This is a genomic window from Saprospiraceae bacterium, from assembly GCA_016715965.1.
Taxonomy (GTDB): domain Bacteria; phylum Bacteroidota; class Bacteroidia; order Chitinophagales; family Saprospiraceae; genus Vicinibacter.
In genome coordinates this window covers 33133-50161 of record JADJXG010000002.1, presented here as the reverse complement: position 1 = coordinate 50161, position 17029 = coordinate 33133, and the positions used below count along the sequence as shown (strand labels likewise).

General features: G+C 41.8%; 25 protein-coding genes. 21 read left to right on the top strand and 4 right to left on the bottom strand.

Annotated features, from left to right (window positions below):
- Positions 1-503: 503 nt before the first annotated feature.
- Positions 504-794 (bottom strand): hypothetical protein, encoded by a 291-nt coding sequence (locus tag IPM48_14710; GenBank protein ID MBK9272834.1) that lies wholly within the window; start codon positions 792-794, stop codon positions 504-506.
- Positions 795-1071: 277 nt separating this feature from the next.
- Here IPM48_14710 and IPM48_14705 point away from each other — a divergent pair, with 277 nt between their 5' ends.
- Together IPM48_14705 and IPM48_14700 are read left to right on the top strand one after the other, a co-directional pair.
- Complete coding sequence (locus IPM48_14705; GenBank protein MBK9272833.1) at positions 1072-1299, top strand: hypothetical protein; 228 nt, start codon at positions 1072-1074, stop codon at positions 1297-1299.
- 594 nt (positions 1300-1893) lie between these two features.
- Positions 1894-2148 carry a hypothetical protein gene (locus IPM48_14700; GenBank protein ID MBK9272832.1) on the top strand — a complete coding sequence of 85 codons (255 nt, stop codon included), beginning with the start codon at positions 1894-1896 and terminating at the stop codon, positions 2146-2148.
- A gap of 326 nt (positions 2149-2474) precedes the next feature.
- Here the strand turns inward: IPM48_14700 and IPM48_14695 are convergent, their stop codons facing one another.
- Positions 2475-2864, bottom strand: coding sequence for a hypothetical protein (locus tag IPM48_14695; protein ID MBK9272831.1), 390 nt, complete (start codon positions 2862-2864; stop codon positions 2475-2477).
- A gap of 773 nt (positions 2865-3637) precedes the next feature.
- On the opposite strand from IPM48_14695, the gene IPM48_14690 reads away from it, so the two are divergent.
- The 19 genes from IPM48_14690 (at position 3638) to IPM48_14600 (ending at position 15845) form a co-directional block, all read left to right on the top strand.
- The gene (locus IPM48_14690) at positions 3638-4771 is read left to right on the top strand and encodes a hypothetical protein (protein ID MBK9272830.1); all 1134 of its coding nucleotides are present in this window, start codon (positions 3638-3640) and stop codon (positions 4769-4771) included.
- The gene (locus IPM48_14685) at positions 4737-4964 is read left to right on the top strand and encodes a hypothetical protein (GenBank protein ID MBK9272829.1); all 228 of its coding nucleotides are present in this window, start codon (positions 4737-4739) and stop codon (positions 4962-4964) included. The genes IPM48_14690 and IPM48_14685 overlap by 35 nt, the downstream gene beginning before the upstream one ends.
- 3 nt (positions 4965-4967) lie before the next feature.
- The gene (locus IPM48_14680; GenBank protein MBK9272828.1) at positions 4968-5204 is read left to right on the top strand and encodes a hypothetical protein; all 237 of its coding nucleotides are present in this window, start codon (positions 4968-4970) and stop codon (positions 5202-5204) included.
- The gene (locus tag IPM48_14675; GenBank protein MBK9272827.1) at positions 5155-5763 is read left to right on the top strand and encodes a hypothetical protein; all 609 of its coding nucleotides are present in this window, start codon (positions 5155-5157) and stop codon (positions 5761-5763) included. The genes IPM48_14680 and IPM48_14675 overlap by 50 nt, the downstream gene beginning before the upstream one ends.
- 633 nt (positions 5764-6396) lie before the next feature.
- On the top strand, positions 6397-7158 hold the full coding sequence (locus IPM48_14670; protein ID MBK9272826.1) for an AAA family ATPase: 762 nt from the start codon (positions 6397-6399) through the stop codon (positions 7156-7158).
- On the top strand, positions 7155-7418 hold the full coding sequence (locus IPM48_14665) for a hypothetical protein (protein ID MBK9272825.1): 264 nt from the start codon (positions 7155-7157) through the stop codon (positions 7416-7418). The genes IPM48_14670 and IPM48_14665 overlap by 4 nt, the downstream gene beginning before the upstream one ends.
- A gap of 2 nt (positions 7419-7420) precedes the next feature.
- A complete protein-coding gene (locus tag IPM48_14660; GenBank protein ID MBK9272824.1) occupies positions 7421-7615 on the top strand; it encodes a hypothetical protein in 195 nt (64 codons plus the stop codon).
- A complete protein-coding gene (locus tag IPM48_14655; GenBank protein MBK9272823.1) occupies positions 7615-8007 on the top strand; it encodes a hypothetical protein in 393 nt (130 codons plus the stop codon). The genes IPM48_14660 and IPM48_14655 overlap by 1 nt, the downstream gene beginning before the upstream one ends.
- Complete coding sequence (locus IPM48_14650) at positions 7985-8530, top strand: hypothetical protein (protein ID MBK9272822.1); 546 nt, start codon at positions 7985-7987, stop codon at positions 8528-8530. The genes IPM48_14655 and IPM48_14650 overlap by 23 nt, the downstream gene beginning before the upstream one ends.
- A gap of 111 nt (positions 8531-8641) precedes the next feature.
- Positions 8642-8827, top strand: a complete 186-nt coding sequence (locus tag IPM48_14645; protein MBK9272821.1) for a CopG family transcriptional regulator — start codon at positions 8642-8644, stop codon at positions 8825-8827.
- Positions 8824-9144, top strand: a complete 321-nt coding sequence (locus IPM48_14640) for a hypothetical protein (protein MBK9272820.1) — start codon at positions 8824-8826, stop codon at positions 9142-9144. Before IPM48_14645 ends, IPM48_14640 begins: the two co-directional genes overlap by 4 nt.
- 2 nt (positions 9145-9146) lie before the next feature.
- Entirely contained in the window at positions 9147-10652 is a 1506-nt protein-coding gene (locus IPM48_14635) for a hypothetical protein (GenBank protein MBK9272819.1), read from the top strand.
- Positions 10653-10675: 23 nt separating this feature from the next.
- Complete coding sequence (locus tag IPM48_14630) at positions 10676-10975, top strand: hypothetical protein (GenBank protein MBK9272818.1); 300 nt, start codon at positions 10676-10678, stop codon at positions 10973-10975.
- Positions 10976-11192: 217 nt separating this feature from the next.
- Positions 11193-11492 carry a hypothetical protein gene (locus IPM48_14625; protein MBK9272817.1) on the top strand — a complete coding sequence of 100 codons (300 nt, stop codon included), beginning with the start codon at positions 11193-11195 and terminating at the stop codon, positions 11490-11492.
- A complete protein-coding gene (locus tag IPM48_14620; GenBank protein ID MBK9272816.1) occupies positions 11473-11856 on the top strand; it encodes a hypothetical protein in 384 nt (127 codons plus the stop codon). The genes IPM48_14625 and IPM48_14620 overlap by 20 nt, the downstream gene beginning before the upstream one ends.
- A 140-nt stretch (positions 11857-11996) precedes the next feature.
- Complete coding sequence (locus tag IPM48_14615) at positions 11997-12458, top strand: hypothetical protein (GenBank protein ID MBK9272815.1); 462 nt, start codon at positions 11997-11999, stop codon at positions 12456-12458.
- 2 nt (positions 12459-12460) lie between these two features.
- Positions 12461-13627 (top strand): hypothetical protein, encoded by a 1167-nt coding sequence (locus IPM48_14610; protein ID MBK9272814.1) that lies wholly within the window; start codon positions 12461-12463, stop codon positions 13625-13627.
- A 1047-nt stretch (positions 13628-14674) separates the two neighbouring features.
- Entirely contained in the window at positions 14675-15301 is a 627-nt protein-coding gene (locus IPM48_14605; protein MBK9272813.1) for a hypothetical protein, read from the top strand.
- A 40-nt stretch (positions 15302-15341) separates the two neighbouring features.
- Positions 15342-15845 carry a hypothetical protein gene (locus IPM48_14600; protein MBK9272812.1) on the top strand — a complete coding sequence of 168 codons (504 nt, stop codon included), beginning with the start codon at positions 15342-15344 and terminating at the stop codon, positions 15843-15845.
- 295 nt (positions 15846-16140) lie between these two features.
- On the opposite strand, the gene IPM48_14595 is transcribed toward IPM48_14600, so the two are convergent.
- Entirely contained in the window at positions 16141-16350 is a 210-nt protein-coding gene (locus tag IPM48_14595) for a hypothetical protein (protein ID MBK9272811.1), read from the bottom strand.
- An 84-nt stretch (positions 16351-16434) separates the two neighbouring features.
- A complete protein-coding gene (locus tag IPM48_14590) occupies positions 16435-17007 on the bottom strand; it encodes a M23 family metallopeptidase (protein MBK9272810.1) in 573 nt (190 codons plus the stop codon).
- Between the last annotated feature and the right edge of the window lie 22 nt (positions 17008-17029).

Sequence of the window (17029 nt, the reverse complement as noted above, 5' to 3'; positions counted from 1 at the left end):
ATATCTAGTACCATCTTCACATCCCCTGGTGGTGGCTCCCTCTCCCTCCGTCTTCCCGATTCGTTCATTCAGTATTTTCCTCGCCATTCTTTTCAGTCTTTACCATATAAGGGTATGTAGTAGGTGGGTTTTAGTGGTGGTGTGGGTACGATACGGGTTATCTTGCGTATGATTTTCTCCTTCTCCAATGCTTGAATCGGCACACATTAGAGCAATACTCACGTCTGTATGTACTATTAGTGGGTAATTCTCTACCGCAATATCCGCATTTTATGGTGATTTTTTCTAACTTTTTGGTCATTTATTACTTTATGTATACGCAACGGGGCTTTTTGCCTAAAAATATCGCTCAAAATTGACCTACACGGGTTTACTTCTCTACCGATACATCTATAGGGGTGGGTTTTTCAGGTTTTTCTATACTCAACTCCTTTACTACTATATTAAAAGTGGGCGCATTTTGCGAGGTATTTTCACGTAATTTCAGTAATTCACTAGCAATACTAATGGCTTGATTGCTTCCTGGGATACTTTTCTCTTTGTTCTATATTCCTCTTTAATATCTTTGATATGAGTGTTTTTGATACGCCATGCTCATATAATATTTCCTCTATATTCCTTTGTACTTCTTCATTGTATAGTGTGCGGTGTGCCTTTACTCTTAGATAAGATTTGGAGTGGGTTTTACCCGCTTCTGCTTCTACTGCTTCAATGGCTTTTATGGATGACATTCCATTTTTTACATACTCCTCCGCGAATTTTCTTGCCCTATGTGGGGCGATTTTTCTGCTCATGTTTGTTATCCCTATTATACCATGAAATTATCGTTATTGTGGGCGTATCTTGGACACAAAAGTTATCCACAGGTGGGGTCTTGAAATCGTATGGAAATGTGATTTACTAAAAATGTACCTTTCAATTTGTTTCTTGTATATTCCCTCTTGTGTGTGTGCGTCTGCTTGAAATCCGATATGGTTCAAGCGGTGATGCCGTTGTGGCGTAAAATATGTACACAATAAAACACGGAGGGAGTATCTAGGAAGCAAAAAGGTCGAACACTGAAATAATATTATGAAAAAAGAAACAAGAGTGTTTTTCGTGGTATCAAGCAGCACAACAAACGAGGAAATTTTTGATGTTATGGATGACGCAATAAGTTATTTGAAAAAAATTAACGAATTTTCACGCGGTGGTTCTCTGAAAATTGCATTAGTAAACAATGCATATAAGGATGGTAATGGTTGGAACTACGAAGATAAGTCAGACACGTTTAATTTTATAACTACATTAATAGAATAATAATATGCAAAACGTAGGACTAAAAAATTATAAGGAGGAAATGAAAGCGCGGAGAATGAGGAATATAAGAGAGAATGTGAAAGTGTGCGGAGAGTTTTTGCTTGTGTGTGTCGGTTGGTTCATTCTGTTGATGTTGTTGGTTGTGGTATAGTGGTCATTCCTTCCGTACCTTTGCCGAATGGCGCAAGGGTTCGGAAATGAGCGACTAACGCTCACGGGTCTCGAAACCCGCAACGCCCGCAATCCCTGTGGGCGGGTACATTAAAAAGATGAAAAAAGAAAATTACCTTAAAGCAATTCGGGGTGGGCGTATTGTCGCCGTGGGTAGAAAATATATGAAAAACGGATGGACACATTTTATGCCCTACGAGGTTCCGGCGCATCACGATGAAGAAAAATAGTTGAACGATACGCCGCTTAATCCGATAATAGTTAAAGAGTCTCCGTATTGGAACGAAAAAAGCCGTGAATATGTATGTGGCGCTTGGGGAACTAATAGGGTTTTGGAGGTTTTTTTGTCCATTGGCTATGCGCTAGGATGTACTTTTGATGAAATGCGTCCGCAAATAACGTCTATTCTTTAATTATATGAAGATGTATAACGTGCTTGTAAAAGTACAAAAAAAATGCGGAGAGTGTGGAAATGAAAATAGTTTTACTTGGGAAAAAGTACGCCCAACGCATGGAGCGCCGTATGAATGGACTAAAGAAATCGCAGAGGAATACATTGAAACGTATTCCAAAACAGCTGATAGGAGTGGGATTTACGCCAGACGAAGCGGAAAATATGGTTCAGTTCGGGTTCCGATTGGCATTGTCAACATATCATCGGGCAGTAAAACACGATAAAAAGTACCACACAGGGGCGAGTAACCCGTGACGAAATATACAAGCAAAACGCAGAGGGTATTTAACAAGGGAGAGGGTCTGCAAAAACGATATTCACCAAGCAAACAAAAGACCACCAGAAATGGCGGTTTTTTTATATATCTCCAAACAAACACTCCTCACATATTCCGGTATTCTTATATTCTTTTCCGTGTTTTTTCCCACATTTCCCACACTCCCTATCATTCAACAACCTATCACACCTAATACACCTTCTCCCTTTCTCGGTATAATATCTTTTTTCTTCTTCTCTATCGAATACTTCCATGATCGGATAATGCAAGAGTTCAAAGTTTCTTGCGAACGCCGAGAAAGCGGCAACGACCGCCCCAACCGTCGGCACCCCAGCTCAGAAACAGCTCGCGCCCGCCGCCGTCAAAGCCCAGAATGGACACGTGGCGGTTGTCGCCTGAATCGCGCCAGAACTGCCCAAGTGCAACCACCCAATCCTTACCATTCCACTCTCCCCATTCGAGCATATCCTGAAGCGTTGCCGGTTCGTAGCCATCTTTCTTCATTTCGGAGATTGCGTCTTCGGATGAGATATATCTACCAAAATGAAAGAGTTTGTATTCAGGTTCCGTCCAGTTTTTATCAAATGGAAAGTTATTCTCGGTTATGTCTGAGTCTGTCCACTCTATCTTATTTTGTTTTATGAGTTGTTTTAGTGTTTTCATATTATTATGGTTAATTGTTTTTGAGGGCATCTAGCTCTATTTCTACAATGTTTATCTCTCTTTGCCAGTAATCACACATATCCTCGTCTTTTCTGTCTATTACTTATGGATTATACCATAGAATAAAAAAGCAACCACCTCAATGTCTCGCAACAATTTCTTTCACTTGTCCAGTAATTTCGGATAATGCAAGAGTTCCAAAGCCAGTCTGGCAATGCTTTCCTCTTGTGTATTTATCTGTTGTATCTCAGTACACAATTATTCCTTCGCTGATTTGGGCACAACTCCATAGTTTCCCCAATCGTCTCGCTATACACGTTAGGAACTTTCGGATTACCGTGTACGGCTTTTGCTGTTTCGGCATAAAGCAGTCATTCCGTATATCCCGTGATTTAATGGCTTCCAGTGTGGGGCTCACGAGTCCGCCTACCTATCCACACCAGTAAAAATACAACCCCCTCACCGTTGAGAATGAGGGGGTGTTCAGCTGACTAGATTAGTTTACACCCGTTCTTGCTCAACGTCAAGAGATGTATCCATTATAGCACACTTTCAGAAGAGCGCAAGTCTTTCGGAAAACCCACCACTTATCCACACCTAACCTATTGAAAAAAACACCAAAATATGCTTAGATAGATGTATGTACAAAATAAAATCATTCCCAAAAATATTTGCAATAGGGACGAAAGGAAACAAAAAGTAGCCGATGCGACACTAAACAAAGCACAAGAAATCGCATTTTGGCACAAACAAAAAGATAAAAAAATAACAATATGAAAACAACAAAAAACATAGGCGGCATAGAGTACGAAGTTATCACCAAAACAAAAATAGAAGGTGATTTTGTGGGTGGGTGTGTATATTTCGAGAACGACATCGAAATTACTGGTTCTTTGTACGCAGGAAGAGTGTATGCTGAAAAAAGTATTTATGTCCATAAGGATTATGTTGTTGAGAAGAGCGATAGGGTCGGAGGGTCGCAGAAAGTCGGAGGGTCGCAGAAAGTCGGAGGGTCGCAGAAAGTCGGAGAGTGGCAGAAAGTCGGAGGGTGGCAGGAAGTCGGAGAGTGGCAGAAAGTCGGAGAGTGGCAGGAAGTCGGAGAGTGGCAGAAAGTCGGAGAGTGGCAGGAAGTCGGAGGGTCGCAGAAAGTCGGAGGGTCGCAGAAAGTCGGAGAGTGGCAGAAAGTCGGAGAGTGGCAGGAAGTCGGAGGGTCGCAGAAAGTCGGAGAGTGGCAGAAAGTCGGAGAGTGGCAGGAAGTCGTAGGGTCGCAGAAAGTCGGAGGGTCGCAGGAAGTTGGATGGTCGCAGGAAGTCGGAGAGTGGCAGAAAGTCGGAGAGTGGCAGAAAGTCGGAGAGTGGCAGAAAGTCGGAGGGTTGCAGGAAGTCGGAGGGTCGCAGAAAGTCGGAGGGTCGCAGAAAGTCGGAGGGTCGCAGGAAGTCGGAGAGTGGCAGAAAGTCGGAGAGTGGCAGGAAGTCGTAGGGTCGCAGAAAGTCGGAGGGTCGCAGAAAGTCGGAGGGTGGCAGGAAGTCGGAGAGTGGCAGAAAGTCGGAGAGTGGCAGGAAGTCGGAGGGTCGCAGAAAGTCGGAGGGTCGCAGGAAGTCGGAGAGTGGCAGAAAGTCGGAGGGTCGCAGAAAGTCGGAGGTGATTTAACCGCAGACTCAAGTAGAATATCTCTTGGCTCTAATGTCGTAGGAAAATATACTGTAACTGGAAAAGTGTTCATTGGCGTGTGCGAATGGCGTGAGACATCAGAAGAAGAAGAGACACTCCAGTGCGGAAAATTTGTAAGCGGTGATGTGAAGTATGGAAAGGTAAAGGAGATTGGACTCCCGAACGAAACAAAGAAAACGGTGAAGATAAAACTAAAAGGAGGTGAAGTGGTCGAGGGTGAGATTGTTGAGGGATAACCACGCCAAAACCAAAACAAAAATAGAAGGTGATTTTGTGGGTGGGTGTGTATATTTCGAGAACGACATCGAAGAAGAAAAGGAAAACATAAAAGAGTTTTTGTGGAAAGAATTTAGCGGAGAGTTGTTGAGAACCGCACGCTCTGGATTCCCTGAATGGTACAAAAAAAAGTTAGTCGAAGAATCGTTTTAAATTATGGATAAACTTTATAAAATACTCGTAGATGGAAGGTCCTGTCATGGTGGGGATTTGAAGTGGTCGTTACCAACCAAGAAAGGCAATAAATGGATTCCTGGAGAATGGCACGAGGTAAAGGGAGATTTGAAGATTTGCGAACGCGGACTTCATCTCACGAAGAAACCTTTATGTGGTACAGGTTGGGATGCAAAACTACGAAGCAGAGGTAGAGGATATAATTTCGTGGGATGGTGATAAGTGTGTGGTAAGGAGAGCAAGACTCTTGAAGGAGGTTCCGCATCCTAAATGGTGGAACGATGTTGAGGGATGGATTGAAACGCTTAAATCAATAGCATGGTTGAAACCAGACGGAAAGCCAAAAAAAGAGTGGAAATTATTTGAGACTCGGTCTGCCGCTGAGGATGCCGCTCGGGATGACGCTTTGAATGCCGCTGGGGCTGCCGCTTTGGATGCCGCTAGGGATGCCGCTGGGGCTGCCGCTAGGGACGCCGCTAGGGATGCCGCTGGGGCTGCCGCTAGGGACGCCGCTAGGGACGCCGCTTGGGCTGCCGTTAGGGACGCCACTAGGGACGCCGCTTGGGCTGCCGCTAGGGCTGCCGCTTGGGCTGCCGCTTGGGCTGCCGCTTGGGCTGCCGCTGGGGATGCCGCTCTATATTCAAGAGCACTCGTATCTAACTGGAATTTTGAGTCGAAACATAGAATACACATAAAGAAAAGAATGGAAGTGTGGCAAAAAGGATACGGATTGCTTGGCGATGTCGATGGAGTCTTGTATGTTTACGAAAAAATATGACACTAGAATACGAACACTGCGAAACACAAGAAGAAGTGCGGAAACACATTCAAGACTGCGAAGGACGGCATACCCAACAGGCGATTTACTCCACGTTTCACGACGCACTCACGCAGATATGCTATGGATGTAAAAGGTACGAAGTACGATAAAAATACATGGATAAACTGATATACAACGAAGAGGATTTTAGGTGGTTTCCTCCAGATATTCGGTGTGATTTCTACCCAGAAAAGTCTAACAAGCACAAACTGTACCATCTCACGCGAGACGAAACGAAAACAAGCACCGAAAATTGCTACCAATGTGCGATGTGTAAGAGGAAGTTTATACTAGAACTAAAAACTAAATGAATGGAAATATTGAAAAGATAGATGGACTGTGCGCTTTTTGTAGAAAACCATTTTCACACACAGAAAGAGAACACGAAAATCTTGGAAATTGTTGTTCGGATTGTGATAGAAAGTTCAGTAAGGCGTCAAAGGCGAGAAAAAAGTTTCCTTTTATGCACATTGAATACCGGCAGAGGACAAAGAGGGCTGAATAGATTCTTTGCAATGCCCCCAACGTATACTTCGAGAGTAATACGCGCTAATGTGTTGGGGGTATGAGTAAGAACCGATTTACAAAAATATGAAAATAATAACATCACACGAACTCAACGAGGAAATAAAGAAACTCCCTCCGAGAGAGAAGATGCACTTCCAGAACTTCCCCAAACTTGACGACATTTTTGGTGGTTTCTACGGAGGTGAGATTTATACGCTCGGTGCATTTCCCGGAGCAGGAAAAACCACGTTCCTCATATCACTTACAAAAGACCTCGCGCAAACCTACCCCTGTATGTGGTTTTCGTGCGAAATGGAACCACAATCGTTCATGGAAATGTTTGGTGACGATGTTCCACTCTTCCATCTTCCAAAAAGTATCCCAACGAGAGCAAAGTCTGGAGAGCGAATGATGTGGCTTGAAAGTATGATAATGAAAGCGAAGAAAGAATATGGAACTAGGATTGTGATGCTTGACCACCTCCAATATCTCACGAATGTGGCGGTATCAAGTCAGGTTCAGGTAGTTGATTATGTTATGAGATACCTGAAGGAAATGGTGATAAGGCAGGATGTGGCTTTATTCCTTATAACTCACCTCAAAAAAGAAACACAAGACATTTCAAGACCGTCACTTGATAATCTGAGGGGCTCACAAATGATAGCGGGCGAGAGTTTCGGTGTTATGTTTATCTCGCGGCTAAAATCCAAGGAACAGGACGAGGATGGGGAACACCAATGGAGTAACAGGAGCAAGGTGTATGTTGATAAAAACAGACGCGGTGGGAAGTTGGGTTATGTGAAGGTTGAGTATAATTTCAAGGAAAAAATGTTTTATGAACTATGACAAAGAAGGAATACATACAAGCGATTATTGAAGGCGTGTCGCAAATATGGGAAGTAGAACTTATTGATAGCGTTCGCTCACGAAATATTTGGACAGCAAAACTTATGAACCAATACTCGGACGAAGAAATAATCGGAGGTGCCGAGTGGCTCAAAAAACACTCAAAGCCACTCACTATGTCTCAGTTGTATTTTGCGATGCCGAGGTACATGAAAGAGAAAAAGGTTGAGGAACAAAAAAGAAGGTGGCAATTTGAATAATTATGGAAAATAGAAAATTTGGTGCCTTGTGGTCGAGGAAAAATAGAGATGGTGGGGAATATCTCGGTGGAGAACTCATCATAAATGGAGAAAAAATAAAGATAGTTTGTTTTAAGAGAACAGAAAAGAAGAACGAAAATGAACCAGACTGGGATATATTAGTAAGGAGAGATTCAGAAGAGGGATTAAAAATATAATGTCGTATAACACACGCAAAGGTTACGATGGGGAAGTGGAATTTGCAAAGTTTCTCTCAAAGACACTTGGTTTAGATTATGTAAGGGTGGGCGGTGTAGAAGCGGGAAAGAAGATATTGGTGGGAGACGTGGTAAGGCGTGGCGGTGGATTTTGTTTCCTTGATAACTACTTCCTCGAATCAAAGAAAATGGCACACCCAAATGTTATGGAGATAGTAAGAGAACACGACGAAAAGGGAAAGCAGTATGGAAAGTGGGGAAGCATTTGCTATATCACAAAACAAGAGAAAGGAGATAAAAGAACTGGGACTATAGTCGCAATGTCACCAGAAACATTCGCACGGATAATCAAAGACCTACACGGATACTATGAACAAGAACGAACTGATTAAAAACTTTGCGAATAGGGCTTTTGATGAAGAACGTACAAGACAAAAAGGACGCTACTGGGCTTCGGATGTGAAATCTATTATTGGCGGGTGGCTCACGCCGGAAAACTTCTTTGAAAAGAGAGAAATGAATCTACAGAGTTGTAGAAATGTCATCACGGGAAACGCACTTGAAAGAATCTACCACGACATCCTTGAATACAACAAGATAGAACACGTTTGGAATCCTAAGTATGAATTGAAGATTGATGATTTTGTGGTGGTGGTAAAACCAGATTTTGTATTAAAAGACAGGGTCGAGGAAACGAAATACATTGTGAGTGGAGATTATACTTCTTATGAGTATCAGTTGGAGTGCGAACATCGAGCCACTAATTTACCAGTATATTACGCAATATTAGAATCTCCTTTTGATATAACCCACAAACCATTCACTCCAAGTGAAGAAAGGTGGGAGTTTATACAGCAGACACTGAGGGATTTCCACTCAAAGTTATCCACAGTTTCCTCTTGTAATCCGCATTAAAATATGCTTATATTGAAGTGTGGCGTGTAACGATAGCGAGTAAGGAACAAACGAGCTACCAGACACACTTAATTGCCCACTGGAACGAAAGCAAACCACTATTTTAATACCATGAATAAGAAACTCATATTCGGCATTCTTCCTCCCACGGAAGCGCGACAAGTGGTCGCCTTTCGTCTCGGGAAGAAAGAAATCGAAACGCTCGAACAAAAAGCAAAGGAGCACAACATATCAAGGTCGGAACTTATTAGGGCACTCATCAGATCGTTGGAAAAATATAAAAATAAATCTATATGAAAACAAAAGCATACAGGCACGGAGAAATAGCCTTTGAGATAATCAAAAATCTCCCAAAAGGTCTCACACAATCGGACAGCAAGGAATTCCTTAAAGGTTCGCACGGACACCCCCACACATTTGACAACGGAAAACTCTATCTCAAAAACGAGAACGAGTATGTGTTCGGTTATTTTGTGGCAAAAAACACGACACTCTTTCACGCCGAACACGGCACAGGAAAAGGAACCAAAAAAGCAAAACTTCCCGACGGAACATACAGACTTCTTCGCGCAAACGAGAAGGTCGCAGAAGGATTAAAGCAAATTGTTGACTAACTATGAACACACCAATAAAAAAATACGAAGGAAATTTAGAAATAGTAAAAGGAGATTTGAGAGATTTTTCTCAACTAGAGGAAATTACGGGATACCTTTCCATTAACTCCAACGCTGAACTCTCGGCACTGAAATCCGTTGGCGGATACCTTTACATTTACTCCAACGCTGAACTCTCGGCACCAAAACTCGAATCCGTTGGCGGATACCTTTACATTTACTCCAACGCTGAACTCTCGGCACCAAAACTCGAATCCGTTGGCGGATACCTTTACATTTACTCCAACGCTGAACTCTCGGCACCAAAACTCGAATCCGTTGGCGGAGATCTTTACATTAACTCCAACGCTGAACTCTCGGCACTGAAATCCGTTGGCGGATACCTTTCCATTAACTCCAACGCTGAACTCTCGGCACTGAAATCCGTTGGCGGATACCTTTCCATTAACTCCAACGCTGAACTCTCGGCACTGAAATCCGTTGGCGGATACCTTTCCATTAACTCCAACGCTGAACTCTCGGCACTGAAATCCGTTGGCGGATACCTTTCCATTAACTCCAACGCTGAACTCTCGGCACTGAAATCCGTTGGCGGATACCTTTCCATTAACTCCAACGCTGAACTCTCGGCACTGAAATCCGTTGGCGGATACCTTTACATTTACTCCAACGCTGAACTCTCGGCACCAAAACTCGAATCCGTTGGCGGAGATCTTTCCATTAACTCCAACGCTGAACTCTCGGCACCAAAACTCGAATCCGTTGGCGGATATCTTTCCATTTACTCCAACGCTGAACTCTCGGCACTGAAATCCGTTGGCGGATACCTTTACATTAACTCCAACGCTGAACTCTCGGCACTGAAATCCGTTGGCGGATACCTTTCCATTAACTCCAACGCTGAACTCTCGGCACTGAAATCCGTTGGCGGATACCTTTCCATTAACTCCAACGCTGAACTCTCGGCACTGAAATCCGTTGGCGGAGATCTTTCCATTAACTCCAAAATATCATTATCGCTCGCAAAAAGATTGTGGGGAGCAAATAGGAAAGACACAAAAAAAGTATGGTATATATCCAACGAAATACCAGAATGGCTTGTAAAGAGAGTAGAAACAAGAAAGAACTCAAAATATTACATTCGTGGCGTACAGTTAGAAAAAGAATGGTGGGATAAAATCCGTAAAGATACACTCACCGCAGAGGAAGTGTTTGCCATAGACAACGCGGAACACCGGCGGATTGCCTACGAAATGATGGACAAGTCCAAAATGAAAGCATTAAAAGATTTCAAAGTGATTGACGAGCAGACCGATGACAAAGGAAAACCAATGAGACTCATTACCTTTACGGTGCAAAACATGGACAAACCGCTTACGTTTTATAATTGCTTTGACGCTTCCACCAACAGAGAGTATTTTCTCCAAATGGACGGACACACCGATTGTAAAGAGGCAAAGGACGCTATGTTTGGACTCAAAAATGTCGAATGGGTGGAGGAGTGGTAACCCCACCGAACTACTTAAATAATATGAGAACAATAAACGAAGCACAATTTGAAAAACAGGATTTAACACAAGACGATGGAGAGAATGGATATGACGACAAGTGGATGTGGAATGGAATGACCGAGGAAGAGTGCGTTGAAATGGCGACCGAGGAACATCGGAGACAAGACCTCTGTCGTAAGCCGTGGGATGAGTGGTGCGATTGCTCTATATGTATGAACGGAGTCGAACAGGCAATAGAAGATAACGCACTAAAAGGTCGTGAGATAATAAAAGAGATATATGAAATAAAGGAGTATGAAAGCAAGAATAATAAAAATTAGTGAGAAAGATTTATATGTATATAACACTAGTTGTGTATCTATTGCTGATTTTATAGATAAAATATCTGAGTTTACAACAAAATTACTTGACTATAACTATGACAGTTCAAAATGCGAATATATATTTTTGGTAGGTGAATATATAGGAGACAAGAATGATTATATTTCTAGAAATTATATAGATACAATAATTAAATGTCGTTAAACACAAAAAATTATGCAAGGAAATTATCAAGGTAGAACATTTAGTAAAGAGAGTGGGGCGAAGATTGGTCTAGAGAAAAAACAAAAGTTTATATCAAGTACGATAGATAAAAAAGAAGCATCAATCCGTGAGTCGTCAATTCGGAGAGATGCGGCACTTTTCGCTTCGGTATCAGCAAAACACGAAGACAGGGAAAGTCTTGAAAACGAATACAAATATTGGACGTTGTTCTTTGAAAACGTCTATAACAAACCAGAAGAAAAACCAGTCGAAGACGATATAAAGATAGAGTATGAACAAAACACAAATTAGTGGAACAATAACGGGAATAAAGGTACTAAAAGAGGGGGTGGGGAAAAACAAAGATGGTAAGTTTATCAAGGTGGTGTTGAATGGCAACGATGAATATGTTACGTTCGACACAAAGTTTCTGGACGCAGAAGGACTTTCTGGAAACTTCCCCACATACTCAAAGGAATACAGCGGAAAGGTGAGTCGTTACATTGAATTACCTGAAATACAAAAGAACGTAGAACCAATAAACAGCAAAAAAAATCTCAATGACGCGATTGAAACGCTCTATGAGATTGAAAACTCACTCGATAGCATAAAGAATCTCTCGTTTAGCGTAAGAAAGGTGTTACAACTGTATTATGACGCTGAATATAAGCAATAAAAGAGATTTTAGGATGGGTGAGTATGTGTGTCCACATTGCGGAAGGTGGTTTCTCACAAAGGAATTCAATGGAGTAATAGGTTGCCCGTACTGCCAAGAACCAGTCGAATTAAACGGTGAATTTGAAATAAAAGATATAAATGTCAAAGAAGTCTGAGGAACAAAAGAACGACGAGGCAAGGAAACTCTTAGATGATTATCTCGTCATAAAAGAGTGGAAAAATAGAATCTCATTTGAGGAGGGGAGGATAATGTACGAGATGTTCAAGGACTCGCTCTACAAGTCTTTCTTTGGTGAAGACAAGTATTCGGAAAAAGAAAGGAGTTGGAAAAGATTCTGTCTTGAAATAACTGGTATGCCGACATCTACCGCAGACCAGAAAAGGAAAATATACCAGAAATGGATTGTAGAACTTGATTATAAACCCGAGGAGTTAAGGGACATCACGCTTACGAAGCTGTATATTGCGATACCGTACGCAAAAGACAAGAAAACCGCAGACGGCATATTGAAGTTTATACGCACCGTGGATGACTCAAATCATTCACAACCAGTTACGGATTTCGTCGAATACTTGAAGGAAGAATATAAGGTGGTATAATTATGACAGCAACTAAAAAAAAGGAGGGTGTCATGTCACTCACAAATAAAGAAATAGAAATACTTGTAAAAACATCAGACGAAGAACTATTGTCGGTTTTTCCGAAATCAAAATACGGACTTATAAGAAGCGAACTACGCAAAATCAAGAGGGAGGAACTTGCCAAGCTGGAATCTTCCATGTCTGAAACTTTGCAGAAACACAAGGAATCAAAAGAAAGGAAGAGCGACAATTCTGTAAAGAATGAGCTTCTTGAGAAGATTGATTCACTCGAAAGGGAACTTGATGCGGTCGCACAAATTAAGGTAACCCCGCAAGAATACAAAATCCACGGCAAGTCGGACGTTCAAATCGAGGCAGTTCCTTTCATTATTGCGTCAGACTGGCACGTTGAGGAAATAGTAAAGAAGGACACGGTGTCCGGACTCAATGAGTTCACGCTAGAAATAGCGGAACGAAGAATAAATTATTTCTTCAAGAATGCGGTGAAGTTACTTCAGATTTCAGGGAAAGACGTTGTTGTTAAAAATGCGGTGATTGCTCTTCTTGGTGATTTCATTTCTGGAAACATACACGAAGAACTTCTTGAAAATACATCAATGCGTCCCGTTGAAGCAATGTTGTGGGTTCAAAGAAGACTCATCGGCGGAATCAAATACATACTTGAGAACACCAGTTTGGATTTCATTATAGTATGTCACCCGGGAAACCATCCGAGAATCACAAAACGTATACACATCTCAAATGAATCGGGAAACTCGCTTGAATACTTCATGTACCACAACTTGAGAAGTGTGTTTGAGAACGAGAAGAGACTTACGTTCATCATAGCAGAGGGATACCATACCTATCTCAATCTGTTCGGACGCACGATAAGGTTTCATCACGGACACTCAATCAAATTCAACAAGAATGTCGGAGGAATATTCCCCACCGTCTATAAGGCAATCATGCAATGGAACAAGGGTAGGCACGCAGACCTTGATATTTTTGGACACTTCCACCAGATGAGAAATGGAGGTAACTTTATCTGTAATGGTTCACTTATAGGATATAATGCGTTTGCGATATTCATTACCGCAGAATATGAACGCCCACGACAAAAGTTCTTCTTGTTTACTTCTACTGGTGAAGTTACGCAGGAATGTCCGATATTTCTTGACGTATAGTTATCAACAGTCCCCTACTTGAATGTGGGGGACTTTTATGCTATGATAGTAATGTACCTTAAAAACCTTCGGTTCGCTTCCCTTCACTCGAAATAAGATACGGTAGAGTGGAGAGCGAGCCATCTCTCCTCAACTTCGGTTGGGGGGAAACAAACTAACAAGAGGTGAATCATGGAAAAGGTATATAAGAACTATCCGTGTCCATGCTGTCAGAAAGTATCTGACGCAAAAGTAGTCATCGACCAGTACGTTTCCGATAATTGCCGACTCGTTCGTGTAGAGTGTCAGAAATGCCACAAGCAGACCACAAAACTACCAAACAAACAGGAATATCAATCACGCATAAAGGAGGTGTGAAATGAAACGCTTTCTCGAAGTGAAGCCGAGGTGCGAGTGCGGAGGGACTTTCGAGATTGATACTATCCAGATAGACCTCCCGAATTGCGCCTACATCCTTTTCTGTTCATGTATCATGTGCGGAGAAGAGACCATTCAGATACTATCACTCGTTGATTTCGTAGAAATAAACCAGATACTCGGGGGTCAAGATGAAAACCCGGAAGAGTGAAAGACGGGAAAAGAAGCGCGCGAAGAGATTAAGGGGAAGAAATTACCACCACATCAAGAACCGATGTGACGGCGGTACAAACGACCCAGAAAATCTTTTGCTCATAGACAAGGAACGCCACGACTATTGGCACCGTGTATTCAAAAACCTTGATTTATATGAGGCGATAGAAATGCTGATTCGGCTCGGAAAGATGAAACACTATGAGAACATAAACCCAAAGTTCTCAAAGTACCTGTAAAAAAGGAGGCGTTTAATGCCCCCTTTTCTTTGCAACAGTCCGCCCAACACCGAGATATGCTCTTATGGAAGTAATGGATATGCGGTCTGTTGGAGGATAGCCCTTCCACTAGCCATCCTATGCTCATATTATACCATAAATTATATTGAAATGTGTGCTGTGGATAACTACTATTTACTTTTGAATTGGAGTATGCTTCAATCATAGTATGAAGAAAATAATAGTAATCGCGCTCATATTGTCGTTTGTGGTTCCATCGGTTTCGTTCGCACAAACACAAGAGATTACAGTCGAATATGTTGAGCAAATGCGACAGGAAATTATAAACATTCTTCTCGCCGAAATCGCACGACTTCAGAAAATAATTGATGACTATATCGCACTCCAGTCAGCACAACAGATAACCCGGATACAGGACAATACGGCGATTGGCGGAGTTGTGGGAAACATAGAAATCGAAGCGCCCGCAGATATAGTCCCACCAAAAATTACAAAAACGGTAATGTATAATAGCGCGGGTCGTGGTGGTGATATATTTGTAGATACCAACGAGCCGTCCAAAATAAAGATATATTACGTTGATAGAAATGACGGACGTTTAATCAACGCATCAAACGCAAGGAATAACTGGGACGATGTTGCCGATGAGGCATATTCGCTTGAAGTTGGTGGATTCGGAGGTTCTTATGAAACCAATCAATTTTCCACAACCACAAGAGTGAATTGTATTAGTGCGGGAATGTCGGATGGAAAACATTATGTGGTGCGAATAGAAGCAATAGACCAGAGCGGAAACAAGACCGAAGAATCATATTTGAGAGGGAAGAAATACGGACAAACGATGTACTGCGAAGCGGTTCATTAGCAATTTTACGAAAAATCTGGTATTATTATAGAGCGTGGAAATGCCCAAAAGCATCCGCTACGTTGTGAGGTTTCTTGTTAAGGGGTTATTGGTACTAATTCTTGGAGTGAATGCAACGATATACAATCCAGCATCGGCAGAAGCACCAGCAATTGAACAGGAAGGTTGGAAACTTCCAAACATCCAAACACTGGAATCCCACCCGTTAGCGGACAATATAAGTTTTTCAAACGCACAAATATACAAGTTTGAAATATACGTCGAAACGATAAAAAACAACCTAACATATAGCGACTACTTAATTCTAAAAAGAATAGCGTTTTGTGAGAGTTCTTTCAGACACTACACGGACAATGGAATCATAAAGAATAATAAGTCAAACGATTCCGGTCTGTTCCAAATAAACGTAGTACACGAAGCAAAAGCAAAATCTATGGGTCTTGACTTAGAAGACCTGAAAGACAACATAGAATACGCAATCTATCTTTATAAGAAAAATGGAACACGGGATTGGTCGGCTTCTAAACTATGCCACAAATCCTAACATTTATAAGTCGCACACTACAAAAACTATATGCGTACCTGTCAATTCTGCAAAAAGGAAATAGAAAACACACAAACAAAACTCTTCAGAATCAAGAATAACATTCCGTATGAGGTGTGCCGAAAATGCTACTTAAAGGGCTTTCATAGTGTCGGTAGTAATAATGTACCCAAAACAAGGAAACGCCCCGTATAAGTCAATTTTGAGCGATTAAAAGGCATCCTAGAGAGGGGAAACAAAAAGACACCGTCCTCACAGGTGCCTTTTTGGTGCAGATGTTAATTGCCCGCACATTCTACTCCACTCTAAGATATTTGTCAAGAGCCAAAAAACCACCAGATAATCCACCAACAATACCTGCAATCGCAAGCGTGTTCAAAATAGAACCTAAGTCCGCCCAATTTGCGGGCGCAACCACCTGAATTGTCGCAAGTACCGCAACCGAACCAGAAAGAAATCCACGAAGGAAACGGAATGCCACGCCTTTTATAATATTATATTCCATATTATTCTTTATTGTTGCGACCTTTTCTTATTTCTTCTATGATTATTTTAAGCATTAGAAACGGCAATGCTATCCATTGAAATATCATTTGAATAGTGATGTTATTTTTTTGAGAATATTTGCTATTGCGTCGAGAGGACTTCCTTCTACTTTTATATCCCAATCTAAATTATTCAACGGGTCGAGATATGTTTTCACTCCATTTAGAAGAATGTAGTGTTCCCAATGGAGATGCGTTCCCCGGTACGGAGGTATCGAACGAATGTCTAACGGAATAATCTGTCCTCTCGACATCACGAATCCAGAGTTCGACATTTGCGCTACAATCTTTCCTTGTTTTATTATATCACCCTCTTCTACAGGAAACACCGCCGAACAATGCCAATAGACGTGGTACATATCGGGAAATGCTATTGATTGCATAAGCACGCCATATCCGCGCTCCAACGGAGCGAGAGATGGGTCAAGTTTTCTTCCATCAACAAGTTTCACTATTCTCACATCCTCTGGTGCAACAAGCATTGTGGCAACGGAAGCGTTGAACGGAAAGAAGTCTATCGCCTGATGTCCTAACGCACCATAAATCTGCGGATTCTCTCCGAATCGCTGACTTATATTAAATGTAGAAGCGTTATAAAATGGTTTACAGAATTTCATAGATAATTATATGTTGCTATCA